The 16,018-nt window shown below is 68.9% G+C and carries 16 protein-coding genes; 3 read left to right on the forward strand and 13 right to left on the reverse strand.

All coding sequences use genetic code 11. The features are described 5' to 3' along the window. Window positions 1–8: 8 nt before the first annotated feature. The 13 genes from LXM88_RS21395 to flgB all read right to left on the reverse strand — a co-directional run bounded on the left by LXM88_RS21395 (window position 9) and on the right by flgB (window position 13,569). A complete protein-coding gene (locus LXM88_RS21395; RefSeq protein ID WP_262537543.1) occupies window positions 9–1,316 on the reverse strand; it encodes a solute carrier family 23 protein in 1,308 nt (435 codons plus the stop codon). Window positions 1,317–1,587: 271 nt separating this feature from the next. Continuing rightward, a complete protein-coding gene (gene flgL / locus LXM88_RS21400) occupies window positions 1,588–2,829 on the reverse strand; it encodes a flagellar hook-associated protein FlgL (RefSeq protein ID WP_262537545.1) in 1,242 nt (413 codons plus the stop codon). A 22-nt stretch (window positions 2,830–2,851) separates the two neighbouring features. Beyond that, window positions 2,852–4,834 carry a flagellar hook-associated protein FlgK gene (gene flgK / locus LXM88_RS21405; protein ID WP_262537548.1) on the reverse strand — a complete coding sequence of 661 codons (1,983 nt, stop codon included), beginning with the start codon at window positions 4,832–4,834 and terminating at the stop codon, window positions 2,852–2,854. A 204-nt stretch (window positions 4,835–5,038) separates the two neighbouring features. Beyond that, a complete protein-coding gene (locus tag LXM88_RS21410) occupies window positions 5,039–5,794 on the reverse strand; it encodes a flagellar brake protein (protein ID WP_096471956.1) in 756 nt (251 codons plus the stop codon). Between the two features lie 246 nt (window positions 5,795–6,040). Continuing rightward, window positions 6,041–7,042, reverse strand: coding sequence for a flagellar assembly peptidoglycan hydrolase FlgJ (flgJ, locus tag LXM88_RS21415; protein WP_262537550.1), 1,002 nt, complete (start codon window positions 7,040–7,042; stop codon window positions 6,041–6,043). Next, window positions 7,043–8,221: a flagellar basal body P-ring protein FlgI gene (locus tag LXM88_RS21420; RefSeq protein WP_262537552.1), complete on the reverse strand. Its 1,179-nt coding sequence runs from the start codon at window positions 8,219–8,221 to the stop codon at window positions 7,043–7,045. It lies immediately after the preceding gene. Between the two features lie 5 nt (window positions 8,222–8,226). After that, window positions 8,227–8,916, reverse strand: coding sequence for a flagellar basal body L-ring protein FlgH (flgH, locus tag LXM88_RS21425; protein ID WP_262537554.1), 690 nt, complete (start codon window positions 8,914–8,916; stop codon window positions 8,227–8,229). 21 nt (window positions 8,917–8,937) lie between these two features. Continuing rightward, entirely contained in the window at window positions 8,938–9,726 is a 789-nt protein-coding gene (flgG, locus tag LXM88_RS21430; protein ID WP_262537556.1) for a flagellar basal-body rod protein FlgG, read from the reverse strand. Between the two features lie 34 nt (window positions 9,727–9,760). After that, window positions 9,761–10,519: a flagellar basal-body rod protein FlgF gene (gene flgF / locus LXM88_RS21435; RefSeq protein ID WP_262537558.1), complete on the reverse strand. Its 759-nt coding sequence runs from the start codon at window positions 10,517–10,519 to the stop codon at window positions 9,761–9,763. 19 nt (window positions 10,520–10,538) lie between these two features. Then, a complete protein-coding gene (flgE, locus tag LXM88_RS21440) occupies window positions 10,539–11,780 on the reverse strand; it encodes a flagellar hook protein FlgE (protein WP_262537561.1) in 1,242 nt (413 codons plus the stop codon). A 27-nt stretch (window positions 11,781–11,807) separates the two neighbouring features. Next, window positions 11,808–12,557, reverse strand: a complete 750-nt coding sequence (locus LXM88_RS21445) for a flagellar hook assembly protein FlgD (protein WP_262537564.1) — start codon at window positions 12,555–12,557, stop codon at window positions 11,808–11,810. Window positions 12,558–12,612: 55 nt separating this feature from the next. Then, the gene (gene flgC / locus LXM88_RS21450) at window positions 12,613–13,038 is read right to left on the reverse strand and encodes a flagellar basal body rod protein FlgC (protein WP_006485701.1); all 426 of its coding nucleotides are present in this window, start codon (window positions 13,036–13,038) and stop codon (window positions 12,613–12,615) included. Window positions 13,039–13,080: 42 nt separating this feature from the next. Then, window positions 13,081–13,569: a flagellar basal body rod protein FlgB gene (flgB, locus tag LXM88_RS21455; RefSeq protein ID WP_034179269.1), complete on the reverse strand. Its 489-nt coding sequence runs from the start codon at window positions 13,567–13,569 to the stop codon at window positions 13,081–13,083. A 204-nt stretch (window positions 13,570–13,773) separates the two neighbouring features. Here flgB and flgA point away from each other — a divergent pair, with 204 nt between their 5' ends. The 3 genes from flgA (at window position 13,774) to LXM88_RS21470 (ending at window position 15,983) form a co-directional block, all read left to right on the forward strand. Beyond that, window positions 13,774–15,018 carry a flagellar basal body P-ring formation chaperone FlgA gene (gene flgA / locus LXM88_RS21460; RefSeq protein WP_262537632.1) on the forward strand — a complete coding sequence of 415 codons (1,245 nt, stop codon included), beginning with the start codon at window positions 13,774–13,776 and terminating at the stop codon, window positions 15,016–15,018. 118 nt (window positions 15,019–15,136) lie between these two features. After that, the gene (flgM, locus tag LXM88_RS21465) at window positions 15,137–15,466 is read left to right on the forward strand and encodes a flagellar biosynthesis anti-sigma factor FlgM (RefSeq protein ID WP_262537635.1); all 330 of its coding nucleotides are present in this window, start codon (window positions 15,137–15,139) and stop codon (window positions 15,464–15,466) included. A 76-nt stretch (window positions 15,467–15,542) separates the two neighbouring features. Beyond that, window positions 15,543–15,983 (forward strand): flagella synthesis protein FlgN, encoded by a 441-nt coding sequence (locus tag LXM88_RS21470; RefSeq protein WP_262537637.1) that lies wholly within the window; start codon window positions 15,543–15,545, stop codon window positions 15,981–15,983. Window positions 15,984–16,018 lie beyond the last annotated feature (35 nt).

A 16,018-nucleotide genomic window follows, 5' to 3' on the forward strand; every position in this document is an offset into this window, starting at 1 on the left:
GCTCCCGGTCAGACCACCGGGCCCGGTTCCTTTTCCTTGCGCAGGATCGCGTACAGGATGATCGCGCCGAACGTCGCGGTGCCGATCCCGCCAAGCCCGAAGCCGCCGATCTTCAGCGAGAAGTCGCCGGCGCCGAGCACGAGCGTGACGGCCGCGACGATCAGGTTGCGGTTGTCGGAGAAGTCGACCTTGTTGACGACCCAGATCCGCGCGCCCGTCACCGCGATCAGCCCGAACACGACGATCGACACGCCGCCGAGCACGGGGCCCGGGATCGTCTGGATCACCGCGCCGAATTTCGGCGAGAAGCCGAGCCCGATCGCGATCAGCGCGGCGACCGCGAACACCAGCGTCGAGTAGATCCGCGTGACGGCCATCACGCCGATGTTCTCCGCGTAGGTCGTGACGCCCGTGCCGCCGACGCTGCCCGACACGATCGTCGCCAGGCCGTCGCCGATGAACGCGCGGCCGACGTAGCGGTCGAGGTTTTGCCCCGTCATCGCGCTGACGGCCTTGATATGGCCGAGGTTCTCCGCGACGAGGATCACCGCGATCGGCGCGAGCATCAGCATCGCGTGCGGGTCGAACACCGGCGCGCGGAACGCCGGCACGCCGAACCACGCGGCATGCCCGACGATCGCGAAGTCGATCGGCTTGCCGAGGCCCATCCCGTTGGTCGCGATCGCGTAGATCGCGTACGCGATCGCGAGCCCGACGAGGATCAGCAGGCGCTGCATCATCCCGCGCGCGAACACCGCGACGCCGCCGACGCAGAGCACCGTGACGAGCGCCATCACCGAATCGAAGGTCGACGCCGATACGCCCTTCACCGCGATCGGCGCGAGGTTCAGCCCGATCACCGCGACGACCGCGCCGGTGACGACGGGCGGCATCAGCGACTCGATCCAGCGCGTGCCGATCACCTGCACCAGCGCGCCGAGCGCGACATACACGACGCCGCACGCGACGATCCCGCCGAGCGCGACCGGGATGTTCGGGTTCGGGCCGCTGCCGCCGTAGCCCGTCACCGCGATCACGAGGCCGATGAACGCGAAGCTCGAGCCGAGGTAGCTCGGCACGCGGCCGCCGACCAGCGCGAAGAACAGCAGCGTGCCGATGCCCGACATGAAGATGCACAGGTTCGGATCGAAGCCCATCAGCAGCGGCGCGAGCACGGTCGAGCCGAACATCGCGACGACGTGCTGCACGCCCATCGCGACCATCTGCGGCCACGGCAGGCGCTCGTCGGGGCCGACCACGCGCGCTGCCGCGCCGGTCGATTGCACCCGCCAGCGCGGGAAATAGGAATCGGACATGGGGAAAGGGCTCCTGTCGGTCTGTCGCCGGCTGCGGAGGGCGCGCCGGTCTGGAATCTGGCGCGAGTTTACGGAGCGGGAATAAGGCTGGCAAGCGCGGCAAGCCCGAACGGGCCGCCGGAAAGCGCGGGCGCGACTCGCCGCATGCGCGAACCGGCGCGCGGCCGCGCGGCCCGGTGCAGCGGCCGCCCGTGCGTTGCGCGCGGGCGGCGGCGGATGGCGCCGGCGGCGATGCAGGCGTGCGCTCACATCGCGTCGGGCGCCACGTGCATCACGGATTGATGTACTGGAACAGCGACAGGTTCTGCAACTGCACGTAGGCCTTCTGCGCGCCGGTCAGCGCGTTCTGCACCTGCAGGTACTGGCTGATCGTCGTCACCATGTTGGTGCTGGTCAGGTCCGACAGGTTGCTGGTCGTCTGCAGCGTCGCCGTCTGGTTGACGGCCTGCATCGCCTTGACTTCCTGCTCGCGGCCGCCGACCGACGCCTGGATCGTCGTGACGTTGCGCATCGTGTTGCCGATCTTGGTCGAGCCCGTCATCAGCGCGTTGGTCAGCGCCGCGCCCGCCACCGCATTGCTCGTCACGGGCGTCTTCAGTGCCGAGATAATCGCGTCGAGCGTCGAGAACACGTCGGAGCCGCCGCTCGCCTGCGGCGCGGGTGCGACCGCGAACGTGTCGCCGGCGGCCGGCGTGCCCGACACCGCCACCGTCATCCCGCCGCCGAGCGAGATCGCCGAGCCGGCCGAATAGGCCTGTGCCGGCGTGGTGGTCGGCGGGCTGGCCGTGTTGTCGGTCACCGTGTAGGTCGGCGCGGCGGCCGTGCCGCCGAACTGGATCGTGAACTGGTGGCCGTTCGTCGCGATCGACGGGTTCGTCACCGTGACCGTGCCGATCGTGCCGGTGCCCGTGTTGGCCGCGCCGGCCGACGGCACCGGCGAGCTGCCGATCCCCGGCACCGACATGAAGACGGCCGCGCCCGTGTCGCCCTGCGACACGCTGCTCGAATCGGCGATCTGCACCTGGCGCGTACCGGAGTCGCCGACATAGGTGACGCTGCCGCTCGGCGTGGTCGTAAACGGCGCCGCCGAATTCTTCGTGCCGGCGAACAGGTAGTTGCCCGCGCCGTCGTTCGTGTTCCCGAGCGTCATCAACTGGTCGCGGTAACCCTGCAACTGCGTCGCGAGCGCCGAGCGGTCGCTGTCCGCCAGCGAACCGTCGCCGGCGCGCACGAGCAGCGTCTGCGCGCTCGTCAGCACGCCGCTCACGCTCTGCAGCGTCTGGTCCTCGGCCTGCAGCGACGCGAGCGCCGTGTTCTGGTTGGTCGCGTACTGCGACAGCGTCGCCGACGTCATCGACAGCTGCACGGCCTGCGCCGCGCCGATCGGGTTGTCGGCCGCCGTCTGCAGGCTCACGCCGCTCGAGATCTGCTGATACAGCTGCGCGAGCTGGGCCTGCTGGTCGTTCATTTGTGAAACGTTCAGCTGGAAGAACTGGGCGCTGGAAATCCGCATCGCTTGTATTCCTCGAATCCGGTCAGTTGAACAGGCCGAGCACGGTCTGGAACAGCGTCGCCGCCGTCTGGATCACCTTCGCGTTCGCCTGGTAAAGCTGCTGGTACTGCATCAGGTTGGCCGCTTCCTCGTTCTGGTTCACGCCCGACACCGACTGCTGCGCCTGGGTGATCTGGCCGACCAGCGAGGTCTGCGCGGCGCTCGACGATTTCAGCTGGGTCGCCGTGTTGCCGATGCCGTTCACGTAGCTCGCATACGCGCCCGTGAGCGTCGCCGTGCCGTTGCCGAGCGCTTTCGCATTGACGAGCTTCGACAGCGCGAGCGCGTTGGAGCCGTCGCTGGTGCCGCCCGCGTACGGCCCGATGTTGAACGAGTCGCCGGTCGCCGGCGCGCCGGACAGCGTGACGCTCACGCCGTTGAGCGCGCCCGCGGCGGTCCCCGACATCGTCATCGTCGCGCCGGACGCCGGGTTGTACGGTACGGTGTCCGTCGGGCTGGCGATCGTCACCGTCGTCGGCGGCGTGGTCCCGATCGTCACCGTGGTGCCAACCGGGAAGCCCGTCAGCGTCTTCGCCGTCGCGTCGTAGGTCAGCTTGGTCGTCGGCACCTGGTAGCCTGCGGTCACCCCGCTCAGCGTGATCTTGCCCGTGCCGGTGTTGGTGCTCGTCGCCGACGTGACGGCCGGCGACGCGGCCGCGATCGCCGAGCTGCTGGTCGTCGCGAGGCCGAAGCCGTTCAGCGTGCCGCGCGTCGGCAGCACGGTGAACTTGTCGCCGGGCTGTATCGTGCCGGACGGGATCGAGAAATTCAGGTTGCCGAGCGAAACCGGCATCGGCCCGGGCTTCTGATCGACCACCGCGCCGCTCGCGCGGTCGGTCAGCGTGTAGTTCGTGCCGTCGTAGGACAGCGTGTAGTCGCTCGTCGTCGGCTGCGACGCGTTGGCGAACGACACGGACAGCGACGCGGTGCCGGTATTGCCCTGGTTCGAGTACACGGTCGGGGACGGCGTCGTGAACAGGTTGCCGCCCGGATTGCCCGACAGGTCGATGCCGAGCGCGTTCTGCGCGTTGACCTGCGCGGCGAAGCTGGTCGCGATCGCGCCGAGCTGGGCCTGCGCGGGGTCGAGCGTCTGGCTGCGGAACGCGAGCAGGCCGCCGAGCGTGCCGCCCGACAGCGACGCATCGGGCAGCGCCTGGTTCGGCCCCTGCGGGTTCGCGCCGGCGATCCCCTGCGACACGACGGTCAGCTCGCTCGGGTCCGACGGCGACGTGACGGTCGCGAGCTGGTAGCTCTTGTCGGCGACGACGAGCGGCTGGCCGCCCGCGAGGAACACGCTGTAGCCGCTGTCGTTGCGCACGACCTGCACGCCGGCGAGGCTCGACAGGTTCGACACCGCGAGGTCGCGCTGGTCCATCAGCTGGTTCGGCGGCTGCCCCTGGCTGCTCGCCGCCGAGATCTGCTGGTTCAGCTGCGCGATCTGCGCGGTGTACGTGTTGATCTGCGACACGGTGCTGGTGAGCTGCGTGTTCACGCTCTGGCGCAGCGCGTCGTACTGCTGGCCGGCCGCGTTGATCTGGTTGGCCAGCGTCTGCGCATTGCTGATCGCGGACTGCCGCACCGACGGGTCGGACGCGTTGTTCGCGACGTTCTGCAGCCCGGTGAAGTAGCTCGTGATCGCGGTCGAGACCCCCGCCGTCGGGCTGCCGATGTAGTTGTTCAGCTGCGCGACGAGCGTGTACCACGTCGACAGCGCGCCGCCCTGCGTCTGCGCGGTGTTCAGCTGGTCGCTCAGGTACTGGCTGTACTGCCGCTGCACGGTGACGGTGTTCACGCCCTGCGGCATGTAACCGCTGCCCGTGTACTGGCCGCTCGCCTCGGCATAGACGGGCCGCTCGACCGAATAGCCGGGCGTCGCGGCGTTGCTGATGTTGTTGCCGGTCGTCGTAAGGCCCCAGATCGCGGCATTCAGGCCGCTGACGCCGAGGTTCATGAGTGTGTTGGACATGCGCGATCCTGATGAGCCGGCCGCGCTGCGGCCGCCGGGTTGCGTGACTCCCGGTATATCGGCCGCGGATCGAAAAAATTGAGGGAAAAATGCACGCGCGACGCGCGACACGCGCGTCGCGGGTCGGAGCGACCGGCAGGCGGGGCCGGCGCCGGAGCGCCGGGGCGCGGGGCGGCCCGTGCGGGGCCGGCGACCGCGTGCGCGTCAGGCCCGCGCGAGCGAGCGGCGCTTCATTTCAAGCTGCGTGATCAGCCGCTGCAGCGTGTTCTCCGCGCTGCCCGGCAGCGACATGTAGCGGAAGCCGAGCTGGTAGCGCCGCGACCCGTTCGGCATCTGCGTCGAACGCTGCGACACGAGCTGCAGGTCGAGCGACAGCTTGCCGTGGCCGGTCAGCTCGAGTTCGACGTCCGGCAGCAGCGTGCCGACCTCGAGCGCCTCGACGCGTTCGTCGGCCGTGCGCAGCCCCACGCCGCCGAGCGACAGGTTGTGCACCTCGAACAGGAAGCTCTCGCCGTCCGGCAGCTTGCCGCGACACAGGAACGGATCGACGATCGGCGCATCGACCCGGAAATATTCGCGGCGCTGGATGCACATCAGGACGTCGGGGAAATCGGCGACGAACGCGGGCAGCCCCTCGTAGCGCGTCTCGCGCGGCGTGCCCGTGGTGAATTCGACGCGCACGCCCTCCGGCGAGGCCGCGAACGTGCAGTGCGACGCGCCGAGGATGCCGGCGTTCTGCTCGGACAGCGCACCCCAGTCGAACGTGAACGTCCGCGCGCCGACGTCGACCTCCAGCAGGCGCGTGACGAGCTGGCCACCCGGGTACTGGACGGTCAGGAAATCGCCGCGGTTCACGAGGTTGCGCAGCTGGACGCCGATTTCCAGCGGATTGCGGCGGGCATAGTCGGGCCCGGAGTGGCCTGCATCCAGGCTGGGGTCCGTCGACGTTTCGATATTCATGGCTAGCCGGTCTTTCTTGTCATGGGCGCCCCGGGGCAACCGGTGCGCAATAAAACGGGGCCGGAGCATGGGCCCGGTCGCAGGTCTCTCACACTTAGCGGCAGTGCTGACCGAAAGTTTAGATCGATTTGCCGATTTTTTTCGCGCAAACGTTGAAACCGCGCGCGGCGGGCTGCCGGGCGCGGTCCTGAGAGGGTAACTGGCGATGGGCCGGGCCGGCTATCAGCGGGAGCAGGCCCTGGCCCGTCAGCCGATCTGCTGCATGATCGAGATCAGCTTTTTCGCGTAGTTCGGGTCGGTCGCGTAACCGGCTTTCTGCATCCCGTGCGCGAAGCCCTCGACGCTGCGGCTCGCGCTCAGCACGCCCGAGTAGCGCGGATTGTTCTTCAGCAGGTTCGCGTAATCGGTCATCGCGTGCTCGTACGAGTCGTACGCGCGGAATTTCGCGACCACGCGGCGCGGCGTGCCGTTCACGTACTCGGTCGTCAGCGCCGACACCGTGCGGCCCGTCCAGCCCTTGTTCGCCTTGATGCCGAACACGTTGTAGCTGGTCGAGCCGTCGGCCGCGCGGATCTCGCGCTTGCCCCAGCCCGATTCGAGCGCGGCCTGGCCGACGATGAAACGCGCCGGGATGCCGGTCGACGCGCTGGCCGCCTGCGCGGGGGCCGCGAGCCGGTCGACGAACGCGTCGGCGTCCGGCGCGCCGCTCGCGCCCTTCAGCGGCGGCGTCAGCGCGCTGCCGGCCGAGTAGCCGCGCGCGCCGGCGAGCCCGCCGTTGTTCCCGGCCGCGTTCGCATACGCGCGCGCCATCGCGTTCATCGCGGCGAGGCTGCCTTCGTTGCCGGCCGTGCCGAGGCCGCCGGCGCCCAAGCCGGCCGCGCCCAGCCCGCCCGCACCGGCGTCGGCCGCCGTGTCGCTGCCCGCGCTCACGCCCGCATTGCGCAGCAGTTGCTTCATCAGCGCGTCGGCAACGCCGATCCCGCGCGTCGACATCTGCTGCGCGAGCTGCTGGTCGAGCATCGACGTGTACATCTTCGACGTATGCGAATCGAACAGCCCGCCGTCGGGCGACGCGTCGCGCATGCTCTTGAGCATCATCTGCGTGAACATCGCGTCGAACTGGCCCGCGACGGCCTTCGCGCCGGCCTGCGGCGATTGCTTCGCCTGCGCGCGCAGCGCGTCGAAACCCTGCACGTCGAGCGCGAAGCGCTGCGTGAGGTCGTTCGCGTTCGGAAGATTCGCTGCCATCTAGATGACCTCCAGGTCGGCGCGCAACGCGCCTGCCGCCTTCATCGCCTGCAGGATCGACATCAGGTCCGCCGGCGTCGCGCCGAGCGTGTTCAGCGCCTTCACGACGTCGGCGAGATTCGCGCCGGCCGTCACCATCTTCAGCGCGCCGTTGTCCTGCTTGAGCTGGATCTGCGACTGCTGCGCCACCACCGTCTGCCCGTTCGAGAACGGCCCCGGCTGCGACACGACCGGCTGCGTGTTGACGATGACCGACAGGTTGCCGTGCGCGACCGCGCAGCTCTGCAGCGTGACCATCTGGTTCATCACGATCGAGCCGGTGCGCGCGTTCAGGATCACCTTCGCCGCGGCCTTGTCCGGGCTCACGTCGAGGTTCTGCAGCCGCGCCATGAACGCGACCTGCTGCGCCGAATCGGCCGGCGCCGCGAGCTGGATCGTGCGGCCGTCGAGCGCCGTCGCGGTGCCCGGGCCGAAGCTCGAATTGACCGCGGACACGATCCGCTGCGCGGTGCCGTAGTCCATGTCGTTCAGCTGCAGTTGCAGCACGCCGTTCATCTGCGCGATCGCGTTCGGCACCGAACGCTCGACGATCGCGCCGCCGACGATCCGGCCGGCCGCAAGCTGGTTCACCTGCACGCGGCTGCCGTTCGCGCTGGCACCCGCGCCGCCGACCGCCATGTTGCCCTGCGCGAGCGCGTACACCTGCCCGTCCGCCCCCTTCAGCGGCGTGAGCAGCAGCGTGCCGCCGCGCAGGCTCTTCGCGTTGCCGAGCGACGACACGGTCACGTCGAGCGCCTCGCCGGGCCGCGCGAACGGCGGCAGCGTGGCGGTCACCATCACGGCCGCGACGTTCTTCAGCTGCATGTTGTTCAGCGACGACGTGCCGCCGTTGGCCGACCCGTTGTTGATCGAGATGCCGAGGTTCGCGAGCATGTTCGCGAGCGTCTGCGTCGTGAACGGCGTCTGCATCGTCTGGTCGCCCGTGCCGTCGAGACCGACGACGAGGCCATAGCCGATCAGCGGGTTGTCGCGCACGCCCTGGATCTGCGCGAGATCCTTCAGGCGTTCCGCGTGCGCGGGGGCCGCGCCGAACACGCAGGCCGCGGCGGCGAACGCGACGGCGAACCGCGCGAAGGCTTGCGCGCGGGACGACAGGCGGTTGAACAGGGTCTTCTGCATCGTCATCACCACGGCGCGATGTTGAGGAAGAAGCGCTGCAGCCAGCCCATCGTCTCGGCTTCGTTGATGTAGCCCTTCGCCGAATATTCGATCTTCGCGTCGGCGACCTGCGTCGAGTAGACCGAGTTCGCGCCCGAGATCGTGTTCGGGTTCACGACGCCCGAGAAGCGCACGAATTCGTTGCCCTGGTTGATCAGCATCTGCTTCTCGCCGCTGACCACGAGGTTGCCGTTCGGCAGCACGTTGGTGACGGTCACCGTGATCGTGCCGTTGAACGTGTTCGCCGCGCTCGCGCCGCCCGTCGACGCGAACTTGTTGTTGCCGGCCGCCGACAGGTTCGCCTTCGCGAACAGCCCGCCGAGGAAGCCGGCCGTCGGCACGTTGAAATCGGTGTTGCCCTGCCGGTTCGTGTTCGCGCCCGACGATTTGGTCGCGTTGATGTTCTCCGCGATCATGATCGTCAGGATGTCGCCGACGTTGCGCGGCCGCTGATCCTCGAACAGCGGCCGCCCCGCGTAGCCGGGGTTGTAGATCGAGCCGGGCGCCTGCATCGACATCGGCGCGGGCGGCTGCGCCGTCATCGGCTGCTGGATGATCGGATCGCGCGGAATCTGCGCGCAACCGGCGAGCGCCGCCACCGCGACCGCGCATGCGGCGCGGACGGTGGCTGACGAGGGGAGGCGAACCTGCTTCATGGCGACGACGGGGTGTTCCGGTTAGCTCTTCATCTGCGTGACGGTCTGCAGCATCTGGTCGGACGTCGTCACGGCCTTGCTGTTGATCTCGTAGGCACGCTGCGTCTGGATCATGTTGACGAGCTCCTGCACGACGTTCACGTTCGACGCTTCGACATAACCCTGGTTGAGCACGCCCGCACCGTTCAGCCCCGGCTGTGACACGTTCGGCGCGCCCGACGACGTCGTCTCGGAGAACAGGTTCTCGCCGCGCGCCTCGAGGCCGGCCGGGTTGATGAAGGTCGCGATCTGCAGCGAGCCGATCTGCACCGCGTTGCCCGAGCCCGGCTGCGTGACCGACACGACGCCGTCCTTGCCGATCGTCAGCGACTGCGCGTTCTGCGGCACGGTGATCGCCGGCAGGATCTGGTAGCCGCTCGACGTGACGAGCTGGCCCTGCGCGTTGGTCTGGAACGAGCCGTCGCGCGTGTACGCGTTCGTGCCGTCCGGCATCAGCACCTGGAAGAAGCCCGAGCCGTTGATCGCGACGTCCTTCGAGTTGCCGGTCTGCGTGAGGCCGCCCTGCGTGTACAGGCGCTCGGTCGCGACCTGCTGCACGCCGGTGCCGAGCTGCAGGCCCGACGGCAGCTCGGTCTGCTGCGTCGAGTTCGCACCGGGCTGGCGGATCGTCTGGTAAAGCAGATCCTCGAACACCGCGCGCGACGCCTTGAAGCCGTTCGTGCTGGTGTTCGCGAGGTTGTTCGAAATCACGTCCATCTGCGCCTGCTGCGCATTCATGCCGGTGGCGGCGATGTAGAGCGAACGGTTCACTTGTAAGGTCTCCTGCGTAGGCTGGCGCGGGCGCTCAGCTGAAGTTGAGCAGCTGGTTCGCCGACTGCTCGTTCTGGTCGGCCGTCTGGATCAGCTTCGACTGAAGCTGGAACGCGCGCGCGTTGTCGATCATCGCGACCATCGCGGTCACCGGGTTGACGTTGCTGCCTTCGAGCGAATTCGGCGTGACGACCACGTTCGTGTCGGCGTCGGCCGGATTGCCGTCGGCGGTGCGGAACAACCCGTCGTTGCCGCGCGTGAGCGTGGCCGGATCGGGATTGACGAGCTTCATCTGGTCGACGATCGCGACCGCCGTCGGCGGGTCGCCCGGCATCAGCGCGGAAACGGTGCCGTCCTTGCCGATCGTCACCTCGGCGTTCGGCGGCACCGAGATCGGGCCGCCGTTGCCGATCACCGGCAGGTTGCTCGCGTTGACGAGCTGGCCGTTCTCGTCGACGTGCAGGTTGCCGGCGCGCGTGTACGCCTCGCTGCCGTCGGCCGTCTGCACCGACAGCCAGCCGGCGCCCTGCACGGCGACGTCGAGCGGATTGCCGGTGCGCGTGATCGGACCCGGCGCGTAGTCCGCGCCGGGCGTCGACGCGAGCACGTAGGTGCGCGTCGTCGTCGGGTCGATGTTGCTGCCGTCGCCGAAATTCATCGGCACCGCGCGATACGTCGCGAGCTGCGCGCGAAAGCCCGTCGTCGATGCGTTCGCGAGGTTGTTCGCGACGATCGCCTGCTGGTCGAGCGACTGCGACGCGCCCGTCATCGCCGTGTAGATCAGTCGGTCCATGGCTGCCGGTTATCCGCGCTTACAGGTTGATGAGCGTCTGGTCGACGGTCTGCTGCGTCTTGATCGTCTGCGCGTTCGCCTGGTAGTTGCGCTGCGCGGTGATCAGGTTGACGAGCTGCGACGTGAGGTCGACGTTCGAGTTCTCGAGCGCGCTGCCCTGCAGCGTGCCGTGGTTCGTGCTGCCCGGCGCGGAGATCTGCGGCACGCCCGATGCGGAGGACTCCGCGTACTGGTTGCCGCCGAGGTTCACCAGCCCGTTCGGGTTGTTGAAGTTCGCGAGCGCGATCAGGCCGAGCACCGCGGTCTGGCCGTTCGAGTAGTTGCCGGTCAGCTTGCCGTCGGTGCCGATCGAGTAGGTCGTCAGCGTGCCGCTCGCGTAGCCGTTCTGCGCGAGGTTGTTCACGCCGTCCTTGCCGCCGTACTGCGTCGTGCCGGTCAGGTCGAGCGTGAGGCTCTGCGGCGTCGCCGAGCCGTCGGTGTTCGGCACGGTGAACTGGAACTGGCCGAGCGACGTGGTCGGCGTCGCCGGCGTGCCCGTCGTCGTGCTCTGGATCGCGCCCGACGAATTGAACGTGACCGTGCCGAGATCGGTCGTCGCGCCGCCCTGGACGCCCGCGTACGCTTCCCACGTGCCGGCCGCCGACTTCACGAAGTACATGTTGACCGCCTGCGAGCCGCCGAGCGAGTCGTACACCTGGATCGACGTCGAGTAGTTGTAGGTCGTGGTGTCGGTCGCGCTGAACGGCGTCTTGACCGGCACCGTGTCCTGCGAGTTCAGGTTGAACTGGCCGGTGATCTTGGTCGTCGCGGTCGGTGCGATGTTGGTCGTCGGCGCCTGCAGCGGCACGGTCTGCGCGGTGTTGATCACGCCGCCCGAGCCAGCCGCGTAGCCCATCAGGTTGCGGCCTTGCGCGTCGACGATGAAACCGTTCTTGTCGCGCTGGAACGTGCCGTCGCGCGAGTAGGTCGTCACGCCGTTGTTCGACATCTGGAAGAAGCCGTTGCCGTTGATCGCGACGTCGAGCGAAGAGTTCGTCGTATTGATCGTGCCCTGGCCGAACTGCTGCTGCACCGATGCGAGCGACGAGCCGATGCCGATCTGCGTGTTGACCGACGTCGCGACCGAATTCGCGTACATGTCGGCGAACTGCGCGGTGCTCGACTTGAAGCCGACCGTGTTCGCGTTCGCGATGTTGTTGCCGATCACGTCGAGCGCGTTCGACGCGCCGGCGAGGCCGCTCAGACCCTGCTGATAACCCATTTCGGTCTCCGTTTCGAAAAAACTCGATCAGTTGGTGGTGGTGTTGCCGGACGAGGACGACGTCTTGACGTTCGGGAAGATCGACGCGACCTGGGTGAGCCCCACCGTCGTACCGTTCGACAGCACCAGCCCCGCCGTGCCGTCGGCCTGCTTGATCACGCTCTGCACCTGCGCGGCCGCCAGCACGGTCGGCGCGTAGGTCTTGCCGTCGGTGCCGGTGTACTGCGCGCTGACCGTGTAGGCGCCGTCCGGCAGCGCATTGCCGGCCGCGTCGGTCGGCGTCCAGTTGAACGGCACGGTGCCGGCCGACTGCTTGCCCGCGTTGATCGTGTTGACGACGGCGCCCGAGCTGTTCTTCACGGTGATCGTCAGGTTCGACACGTCGCTCGTGAGCGACACGCCGAACGGCGATGCCGCGCCGCTCTTCACCGCGACCGAATTGCCCGGCGCGAGCACGTTCGAGCCGATCAGCAGCGCGGCCTGCGTCTGCTGGCCGGCCGCGAGCTGCGTCGACAGCGACGTCAGCGACGTGTTCAGCTGCGCGATGCCGCTCACGGTGTTGATCTGCGCGAGCTGCGTCGTCATCTGCGAGCTGTCGACCGGGCTCGTCGGATCCTGGTTCTGCAGCTGCGTGACGAGCAGCTTCAGGAACGTCGCCTGCAGGTCGCTCGCCGACGTGCCGTTGGTCGACGACACCTTGTTGGTGTTCATCGTGTCGGTCGGCAAGGTCGACACGTTCGTGCCGTTGCTGCCGATCGTCGTGTTGGAGGAAGTCATCCTGGGTGGCCTTCTGTCGAAACTGTCGGGTCTGTGAGTTCGGTCGGCGCGCGGCTTACGAGCCGATCGTCAGCGTCTTGAGCATCAGCGTCTTCGCGGTGTTCAGCGTCTCGACGTTGGCCTGGTACGAGCGCGACGCCGAGATCATGTTCACCATCTCCTGCACCGGATCGACGTTCGGCATCTGCACGTAGCCGTTCGCGTCGGCGGCCGGGTTCGCCGGGTCGTAGGTTGATTTCATCGGCGACGGGTCGTCCATCACCTTCGTCACGCGCACGCCGCCCACGCCCTGGCCGGACGCGGTGCGCGCGCCGCCCATCGGGTCGGTCGCGAACACGACCTGCTTGGCCTTGTACGGCTTGCCGTCGGGGCCGGTGGCGCTGTCGGCGTTCGCGAGGTTCGACGCGGTGACGTTCAGGCGCTGCGATTGCGCGGACAGCGCCGAACCGGCGACGCCGAAGATGTTCATCAACGAAGGCATGGAGGCTCCTTGTGCTTGTGCGCGGGTTCGGAAGCGGCGCGCTTACGAGTTCGTCGAGATCGCGGCGATCATGGCCTTGATCTGCTGGGTCATCACGGTCATCCCGGTTTCGTAGTGCAGCGCGTTGTTCGCGAACTGCACGCGTTCGACGTCGAGATCGACCGTGTTGCCGTCGAGCGACGGCTGCAGCGGCATCCGGTACTGCGCGCGGCCGTAGTCGTCGGCCGGGCCGCCCGTCGGGATCAGCTTCGCGGTGCCGGCCATGTGGCCCGCCGCCGTCGACACCATCGACATGCCGCTCGTCACGCCGGCCGGCTGCGTCATCGGCAGTTGCGCGGCGTTGCTCGGCGCGAGGCCGCCGTTCGTCTGCTTCAGCGAGCGCGCGAGCGTCGACGCGAAATCGACGTCGCGGGCCTGGTAGCCGGGCGTGTCGGCGTTCGCGATGTTCGACGACAGCAGTTCCTGCCGGTAGGCGCGCACGTCGAGCGCCTGTCGGCCGAACGCGAATTCCGCATCGAGTTTGTCCAGCATGTGTGCGTCTCTCCGTATGAAGCGCTGCACGCCCCTCGCGCCGGATGGCGACCCGAGAGGCTTTTTTCCATGACAGCGATGGTAGGCGCGGCACGCAACCGGCAATCGGGCGAATAACGCGGCAAAGGCCCCCTCTATTCATCGTTTGCGTGGCGGCCCGGCTCCCTAGAATGCAACTCGGATCAACGGATCGAGGACACGGCGATGACGGGCAGCGCACTTCGCGGCAGGAACGGGCGGCTCACGCACGTCCGGCGTGCGTTTGCGCTCGCCGCGGCGCTGTGGATCGCCGCACCGGCCGCGCACGCGGACGACGGGATGATCGTGATTCCCGGACGCGGCGAGACCGCCGAAACCGCGCTCGCGCACGCCAATGCGGCGAGCGGCGGGCAGTTCGGCGGGAATGCGGGGATGGCCTCGGGTGCAGGCATCGCGGCGGACGCGGGACGTGCGGCAGCCGGTGCAGGTGGTACGGCCGGGGCTGCCGCTGCCGGCTACGCAGCACAGCCGGCCGGCACGATGGTCGTGACGAACGTCCCGCCGCCGGCCCCCGCGCCGGCTGCCGCGCCAGCTCCCGTGTACACGGCCGCTCGCGCGAACGCCGCCTACGGCGCGCCGCGCGCCGCCGACCCCAACGCGATCGCGACGGTCGTCGCTGGCACGGCCGAACCCGCGTCGAATCCCGCGCGGCCCGCAACGCCACCGGCAGTCGCCGCGCGCACGGCGGCGGCCCGCGCCGCGTCAGCCGCGCCGTCGCCGCGCACGCCGGTGGCTTCCGCCAACCCGGGCCAGGCGGCCGCGGCGGCCCAGCCCGCGACGCCGCCCGGCCAGCAGGACCCCGAGTCGATCCGCCGCGCGGCCCTCGCGTTCCTGCAGCAGCAGATCGCGGGCCTGCCCGGCAAGACCACCGCGACGGTCACGACCGCGTTTCCGCGCGGGCTCGCCGCATGCACGACGCTCGAGCCGTTCCTGCCGACCGGCGCGCGCCTGTGGGGCCGCACCACGGTCGGCGTGCGCTGCGCGGGCGAGCGGCCGTGGACCGTCTACCTGCAGGCGAAGGTCGCCGTGCAGGCCACCTATTACGTCGCCGCGCGCCAGATCGCGCCCGGCGAGCCGCTGGGCGCGGCCGACCTGATCGCGCGCGACGGCGACCTGACGGTTCTGCCGCTCGCGGTGATCACCGATCCGGCGCAGGCGATCGGCTCGACCGCGCTCGCACGCATCTCGGCCGGGCTGCCGCTGCGCCAGGACATGCTGAAGAGCGCGGCATCGGTGTCGGCCGGCCAGACGGTGCGGGTCGTCGCAGCCGGCCCCGGTTTCACGATTTCGGCCGAAGGCAGCGTGCTCGCGAATGCGGCGCCCGGCCAGTCGGTGCGGGTGCGGATGGCGGCGGGCCAGATCGTCACCGCGATCGTCAAGGACGCCGGCACCGTGGAAATTCCGCTGTAGGGACGGATACCGCTGCAAGATTGCAAAGAATTGTTTATTCGGAGAATTTCGGGCTCACGATGCTAAAGTTCGGGCCGACCCGGCCGTTATCTGGGTCAAACCGTACAGGAAACCCATCGTGAAGATCGATTCCACTCCGAACCCGAGCCCCCTCGCGCCGACCGGCAACGGCGCGACCCGTGCGCAATCCGGCACGGCCCAGTCGTCCGCGCAGGCGGCCGATGCAGGATCGACCGGCGGCGACACGACCGTGAACCTGTCGGGTCTGTCCGGCCAGTTGCGCTCGACATCCGCGTCCGCCAACGCCGATATCGACACGGGCCTGGTCCAGTCGATCAAGGAAGCGCTGAACAACGGCACGCTGACGATCGACGCGAACAAGATTGCCGACGGCGTATTGAATACCGCCCGCGAGCTGCTGCAGCAGCAGCGCCCGCAGGGCAGCTGAGCCGGCCGCCTCGCGGCCGGTCCCCCGGTTTGCCGGCGCGCCGCACCCCGCGCGCCGGCGCGACGAGCATGACGCGATGAGAGAAGAGCTGCTGGCCACGGTCAACGACGAACACGCGACGGTCGAGGCGTTCGCGTCCCTGCTCGCCTATGAAGAAAAAGCGCTGACGACGCCCGAGCCGCTCGAGATGCTGCCCGGGATCGTCGAGAAGAAGAGCGAGCTGATCGACCGGCTCGCACAGCTCGAGCGCACGCGCGACACGCAGCTGTCCGCGCTCGGCTTTGCGGCGGGCAAGAAAGGGATGGATCAGGCCGCCGAGCGCGATGCACGCCTCGCCGGCCGCTGGCAGTTGCTGCAGCAGGCCGCCGAACGCGCGCGCCAGGCCAACGCGAACAACGGGATGCTGATCCGGATCCGGATGGACTATAACGAGCGCGCACTCGCGGTGCTGCGCTCGGCCCCCGCACCGGCAGGCGTCTACGGCCCTGACGGGCGCGTGTCGGCGCTGATGCGCTGACGCCCTGCGGCGGTCGGTAGTCCGCCCCGCCGCTT

This window comes from Burkholderia sp. S-53 (genome assembly GCF_025560745.1).
GTDB lineage: Bacteria > Pseudomonadota > Gammaproteobacteria > Burkholderiales > Burkholderiaceae > Burkholderia > Burkholderia pyrrocinia.

Excerpts from the sequence above, each read along its gene's own strand:
- LXM88_RS21420 (WP_262537552.1), bottom strand. The coding sequence starts at position 8,221 with ATGCAGAAGACCCTGTTCAACCGCCTGTCGTCCCGCGCGCAAGCCTTC.
- flgB (WP_034179269.1), bottom strand. The coding sequence starts at position 13,569 with ATGCTGGACAAACTCGATGCGGAATTCGCGTTCGGCCGACAGGCGCTC.
- LXM88_RS21470 (WP_262537637.1), top strand. The coding sequence starts at position 15,543 with ATGAGAGAAGAGCTGCTGGCCACGGTCAACGACGAACACGCGACGGTC.
- flgK (WP_262537548.1), bottom strand. The coding sequence starts at position 4,834 with ATGTCCAACACACTCATGAACCTCGGCGTCAGCGGCCTGAATGCCGCG.
- flgA (WP_262537632.1), top strand. The coding sequence starts at position 13,774 with ATGACGGGCAGCGCACTTCGCGGCAGGAACGGGCGGCTCACGCACGTC.
- LXM88_RS21410 (WP_096471956.1), bottom strand. The coding sequence starts at position 5,794 with ATGAATATCGAAACGTCGACGGACCCCAGCCTGGATGCAGGCCACTCC.
- flgL (WP_262537545.1), bottom strand. The coding sequence starts at position 2,829 with ATGCGGATTTCCAGCGCCCAGTTCTTCCAGCTGAACGTTTCACAAATG.
- flgH (WP_262537554.1), bottom strand. The coding sequence starts at position 8,916 with ATGAAGCAGGTTCGCCTCCCCTCGTCAGCCACCGTCCGCGCCGCATGC.
- LXM88_RS21445 (WP_262537564.1), bottom strand. The coding sequence starts at position 12,557 with ATGACTTCCTCCAACACGACGATCGGCAGCAACGGCACGAACGTGTCG.
- flgF (WP_262537558.1), bottom strand. The coding sequence starts at position 10,519 with ATGGACCGACTGATCTACACGGCGATGACGGGCGCGTCGCAGTCGCTC.
- flgJ (WP_262537550.1), bottom strand. The coding sequence starts at position 7,042 with ATGGCAGCGAATCTTCCGAACGCGAACGACCTCACGCAGCGCTTCGCG.
- flgE (WP_262537561.1), bottom strand. The coding sequence starts at position 11,780 with ATGGGTTATCAGCAGGGTCTGAGCGGCCTCGCCGGCGCGTCGAACGCG.
- LXM88_RS21395 (WP_262537543.1), bottom strand. The coding sequence starts at position 1,316 with ATGTCCGATTCCTATTTCCCGCGCTGGCGGGTGCAATCGACCGGCGCG.
- flgC (WP_006485701.1), bottom strand. The coding sequence starts at position 13,038 with ATGCCTTCGTTGATGAACATCTTCGGCGTCGCCGGTTCGGCGCTGTCC.